3 protein-coding genes are annotated in these 5,736 nt (G+C 67.5%); all 3 read right to left on the reverse strand.

Translation table 11 applies throughout. From position 1 onward, the window contains the following. Nucleotides 1–421 precede the first annotated feature (421 nt). The 3 genes from AC1DXV_RS30410 to AC1DXV_RS30420 all read right to left on the reverse strand — a co-directional run bounded on the left by AC1DXV_RS30410 (nt 422) and on the right by AC1DXV_RS30420 (nt 5,577). A complete protein-coding gene (locus AC1DXV_RS30410; protein ID WP_477865912.1) occupies nt 422–910 on the reverse strand; it encodes a hypothetical protein in 489 nt (162 codons plus the stop codon). A gap of 12 nt (nt 911–922) precedes the next feature. After that, on the reverse strand, nt 923–1,777 hold the full coding sequence (locus AC1DXV_RS30415) for a hypothetical protein (protein WP_477865911.1): 855 nt from the start codon (nt 1,775–1,777) through the stop codon (nt 923–925). Nucleotides 1,778–1,845: 68 nt separating this feature from the next. Then, entirely contained in the window at nt 1,846–5,577 is a 3,732-nt protein-coding gene (locus tag AC1DXV_RS30420) for a phage tail protein (protein WP_477937176.1), read from the reverse strand. Nucleotides 5,578–5,736 lie beyond the last annotated feature (159 nt).

The raw sequence follows: 5,736 nt of genomic DNA on the forward strand, positions 1-5,736 counted from the left end.
GGGGAGGACGGTGGGGGTGGTCTGCGCCTGCACCCCTTGACGCATACGTAGCTCAACGTGCGATGTCACTTGGCGCCGCCGATAAGCAGACCATGGCACCGTGTGACACCGCCGTCTGTCTGCCAGCGCACGCAGGCGTGCGGCAAGACGAAGGACTGTCCGCCATCGTTTGACTTCCCAATTCAAGGGGCAGCCGCCGTGCGCACGGCGCCCGACGATTGGTCTCAGCGGCCAGCGGCTTTCCCTCTCGAAACCTCACCGGCTGCTTACAGCCTGAGCGGTCGGTAGGTTCAGCTGACGATGGCTGCCGCGGGCGGGCGACAGGCATTCGTCTACATGGCGAGAATGGCAGCACTTGCCGCGTAGCCATCGCCGTTAAGTTCTTCGTGACCCTCCCTGACCAAGTACGCCAGCTTGAGCTTCAGCGGTCGTACCAGTGCTCGGTGACCACCGTCACATCGATCGTCCGCACCTCRCCCGTGCTCGTTTCCGTCACCGTGCACCGCTGCACGCCACTCAGCGTGTTCGCCTGACCGACGGTCGTTGGGGCAGCGCCATTGCGCCGGAAGCTCGTCGTCGCGGCATTCGGTGACAACGCAGTCGCGGCCGATCCCGACAAGGTCGCCCAGGCGTAGGTGAAGATCCCCGACCCACCTTGCACCGTGAGCGTGACCGAGGAGGTCGTCACCGTGACGTTGGCCCCACGCGTCGACGTCAAGCCCGATCCCTGTGCCGTTGCGGACGACGCCATCAACACGAATGACCCACTGAAGACCTTCCGGGCGATGCCGCTCGGGTCATAGCGCCAGATCTCTCGCGCCTTGCGCGCCGTGCCGCCGGCGTCGTAACGCCACACCTCGCGGGCCTTGCGCGCCACGCCGCCGCTGTCGTACCGCCACATCTCTGCCACGCCTGCTCCCCTTCAGTACACAAACACGATGTCGCCCGGCGCGCCGCCCGACGGCTGGCCGGCCACGTTCGTCATCGTGATGCGCCCGAGCCCATCGCCGCCGCCGCGCCCGTAGACCAGGCCGGCGAAGACCGGTGCACTGTTCCACGACACGAACCCCACGTCGTTGAAGAACTGCGACATCGAGCCCGGCCGCCCGGAGACGTTGCCCCATGGCACCACGATGCTGTTGCCGAGGTGGCCGATGCCCGCCTTGCGCAAGTAGCCGTCGCCGTTGGTCACCATGACTTGGCTGATGCCCGGGTTCTCGTCGTTGCCGGAAACCTGGCCAAGGTAGGTAGCGATCACATGGCCGGCGCTGTTGCGCTGCACGACCGAGTTCCCGGTCGCGTTCGTGTCTGCGGACAGACCGGCGATTGCAGGCACCCCACTTACCCGCCCCCACGGCACCGTGCCGACCGCCAACTCGCCGACGTTATTGAAGTGCCATTTCCACTGGCCATCGGTCACCGCAAAGAGGCCCGAAGCGCCGTCGGTCACATTCATCATCAGCGAGTACAGCTTGGCCGTGTCGCTGAACTGCACACCCGCCCAGCCGTTGGTCGCGCCCGCGATCGACACCGACGAGTAGCTGACCGGTGCGTTGTTCTTCAGGTAGTTGGTCGACTTCTCTACCCAGCTGCTTCCGTTGAATTCCTGGATTACACCGCCGCTGAAGCGCTTCGCGCCCGCCGGCGGACTGGTGACGGCACCGGCATAGGCCGGGTCCATCCACTGCGCGAGCGCGCTGAGGGAGGCCTTGATTTGCGGCAGGACGCCGGTGTCGTAGCGATCGGTGGTGACGGGTTTGCTGAAGTCGATCGGCATGGTGGTCTGTTCGTCGAATGGCTGTTGTCGTGAATGAAGGAGGAAGAAAGGGGTCCGCGGTCCCGTGATCAGTACCCGCGAGCGGTCCAGCCGCCCGAGCCGGTGACCTTCTGCCCGGTCTGCGGGTTGAGCAGGTAGACGGTGAAGCCGGTCGGGTTCGGCACATCGAGGAAATCAAYGATGGGCAGCAGCGCCGTCGTGCCGTTGGCCTGGCACAGCGGCGTGTCGGCATCGATGAAGGCGACCCCGAACGGCACGGCCACACCCGTCGCCGCGTTGGTGATCACGAAGCGCCCCGAGTCGGTCTTGAGCTTGTTGGACAGCTTCACGTCCAGGCTCGCGATGCGGATCAGATTCGCCCCAGCGCTGCAGCTGAAGGTCCACACCACGCGCACGTACCGGAAGCTGGCCGCCAGCACGCTGGTGGCGCCTGCCGCGGCGGCTGTCCAGGCGTCTGCACTGTTGAGCTTGGTGTAGATCTGGCACGAGCTGTTGACCTGGCCGGCGATCACGGAAGCGCCCAGCGTCACGGTGACGATGGTCGGCGGCAGCGCTGTGCCGTAGTCGAAGGTCTCGTCGTAGGTGGCACTCGTCGTGCTCGGCTCGGCGTACAGCGGGAAGCCGGCGTCGATCTGCGCCTGGGGGCTCGTCCAGCCGTGCGATTCGAAGTGCTGTGCCCAGGTCTCCGGCGCCACCGGCCCGAGCAGCGCACCGTCTTCGAGGAACAAGTTCGTCGCGGTGCCGGCGAAGGTCGAGCGGATCTGCGTGCGCAGCACGTAGTCGGGCGGCTGGCTGATGGTTGCCGCAATCCCGACCGGTGTGCCGGTGTTGCCGGCGCTGTCGAAGGCCGCGACCCAGTACGTGAAGACGCCCGCCTGCTGCTCAAAGATCGCGGTGAAGGTGCTGTTGCCGTTCGAGCCGACGATGGTGCCAGCCGCCCAGCTCGCACCCTTGCGGACCTCGTAGCGGTCGATCGGGAGGCTACCGGTGGTCGGCGCGCTCCAGTACAGCAGCGCGTTGTTGTCGACGACCTCGGCGCGCGAACCAACAATCGCGCCCGGCACGGTGACGACCGTGTCGACGGAGGCCGCATTGCCGCGGTTCCCCTTCACGTCGACGGCCGCCACCCACCAGCGCCGCGCGCCGCCCCAGTTGATGCGGTGCAGGTGCCGCGTGATCTGGAAGACGCCCACGACCGTCGCGGTCGCGAAGCTGTCGCCGAAGCGCAGCTCGTAGCCGCCGATCGCAAATGCGCCCGGCACGCCCGTGTAGTCGAGCTGCAGGTCGGTGCCGACGATGGTCGCGTTCAGCGCCGAGATCGTCGGCGCGGCGACGGTGCCGGCGACGCTGGTCGGCGTGCTGCGGTTTCCGAAGGCGTCGACCGCCGCGACCCAGGCGGTGAACGATCCGGCCGCCTGCACGGCCCACAGGTGCGAGGTGCCGCCCTGCTGCTCGAGCACCTGGGCGCTGGCCCAGGTCGCACCCTGCGCCGTGCTGACTCGCCACTCGTAGCCCACCACATCCGGCTCGGGGTTCTTCGCGCACTTCAGGCGCACGCCGAACGGCTCGAAAGACGCGGACACGTCTGTCGGCGCCGACGGCGGCAGCGCCGCCATCACGCCGGTGACCCGGTAGTCGTAGGCCTGCACCTCGGCCAGGCTCTGCTCGGCCGCCCCGAAGATGTTGAAGCTCGTGAACTTGAAGTGGATCGTCTTGCCGATGAAGCTGAGCTCCAGCGGCCCGCTCTTGCCGATCGCGCTGTCCACGCGCACGAAGGCGTCGCCGACCTGGTGGCCGGTGGTCGGCGTGCCGTGCGCGCCGCGCACCAGGCCGGACAGCGCATACGTGCTCGGGGCGAGCAGCGCCGCGGTCTGGAAGGCGAAGTACTCGGGCGCGACGCCGCCGACGTAGCAGAGCGTGCCCAGCGCCGCCGCGTCGGCCGCGCTGGTGCTGATCAGCTGGCCGCTGGTGTTCACCGTGACGCTGTCGCCGCTGATGAAGGTGGCGAGCCGCCCGTAGCGCGCCGGCCCGTGCAGCGTGCTGACCTTCTGGTAGTTCAGCCCGTCGACACTGACCCACACGCTGCAGCCGCCCCAGGCYGYGCTSCTGCCCTTCACGGCCGCGTASACCTCGAGSCCGGTCTGCGTSARSCYCACMGGCGCCTCGAACAGCACCGGCGCGTCCACGTTGCCYGGCGCCGCGTTGTAGTCGTGCAGGTAACCCGCATTGACCTCGCTCGGGTACATCGTGGCGCTCGCCACGCCARCCGGGAAGTCCTCGGCCGTCACCGTCAGGTCGCCGTCGTCGTTCTCCTCGTCGGTGGCGGTGATGCGCACCGGGTGCCGGTCCAGCCCGAGCCCGACATCGGTCAGCGTGACCAGGTCCATCGGCTCCAGCAAACTGAAGTTCGCCGGCAGCTTGAAGGTGTAGGTTGCGCGGATGTACAGCGAGCGCTGCAGCATCAGCTGGGCGACCAGGCGCGCGACGGCGCCGTCGGTGATCCAGTCGGCCTTCACGATGGCCTCGGAGCGCAGGCCGTGCGCGTCGATGTCCGCCTGGTCCTTCGCCTCGGCCACATCCACGTTGTAGCTGTTGGCCCGGTTGCGGTACTGCACCCGGAAGTGGTTCTTCGCGTCGGCCGGGCTCTTGCGCTGCTGCTTCACCGGTGGCTCGCCCGGACTCGGGATGAAGTGGTCATCGGTCAGGTCGTAGACCGGCGTCACGTTGGGGGTGAACGTGCGGCCGAGCCCCGCCTCGACGCTGTCGCCGTACGGGATCATCTTGAGCTTGCCGGCGCTCCATACCGGTGCGGTGTTCGTCAACTGCCCGAACACCTTGACCAGCTCGGCTGCGCTCATCTGCTCGGTCAAAGCGGGCGAGGCCAACAGACCGCTGGCGACGCAGTAGTCCGACCAGTCCTGCATGCCGTCGAGCCGATCGCTCGCGATGTTGGCCCCGTAGCGGCCGTTCATCAGCAGGTCCAGCAACACCCGGCTCGGGTCCACATCAGGGACCGCGCTGCCGAGCGAGTACGCGAGACTGCCCTGGATCTCGAAGGTGTGGTTCTCGACCTGTGCCGAGCCGCCCAGGTCGTAGTCCTTCGCGCACACGTAGGCCAGGCCGCTGTAKCCGAGCGCCTGCGCCGGGTTCGCGCCTTGCAGGTASGACCACGGCGCCTGGCCGAGCGCGCCGGTCTTGAAGCTSAGGCCCAGCTCSTCSAGCGCGCTCTGCTTCGTGCCGGCGGTGACGACCAGGTAGTCGATCGTSACCRCCATGCCACGGTACTTGTCGTTCAGGATCTTGACGACGGCGAGCTCGCCGTCGGTGTCGACCGAGTAGTCCACGCCGTTGGCAAGCTGGGACTTCAGGAAGGAGATCGGGACATACACCGCCTGGAGTGACGCGAACGCGGCATCCAGCGTGGTCGACATCGGGCCGGCGGCCGGGACCGCGTAGGTCTTGCGCACTGAGGCAAACTGGTCGCCGCGGATCCCGCCGTTGTAGAGCTTCTTGCCGCGCCAGACTCGGGGGACGCCGTTCATCTGGCCGTGGCACAGACCCATCATCACCGAGGCGGTGTAGGTGTACGTCGTGCTCTCGGACCTGACCCCGCCGCCGCCCTTGCCGGCTTGCTGGCTCGTCGTGTGCGGGACGGCTTTGAAGTCGCCGTACCAGATCAGATTGCCGCTGATCTGGTTCACGCCGTAGACGATCGGGATCGTCACGCCCTGCGCGCTGCTCTGCAGCTTCAGCGCCTCGACGCGCGTCTCGCTGCTGGAGATGGTGGTGCGGCCGCCCATTCAGGCCTCCACGGTGGGTTGTGTTGACGCCCGTACAGCGGCCGTTGCCGTCGTGTTCACCGCCGACCACAGCGTCCAGAACTGCACCGGCCGGCCAACGAGTGGTGCTTCGTCGAGCCGCGTCAGGATCACCGCCTGGTGGACGTACGCGTGCAGCAC

This window comes from Rhizobacter sp. P3_C12 (assembly GCF_056402735.1).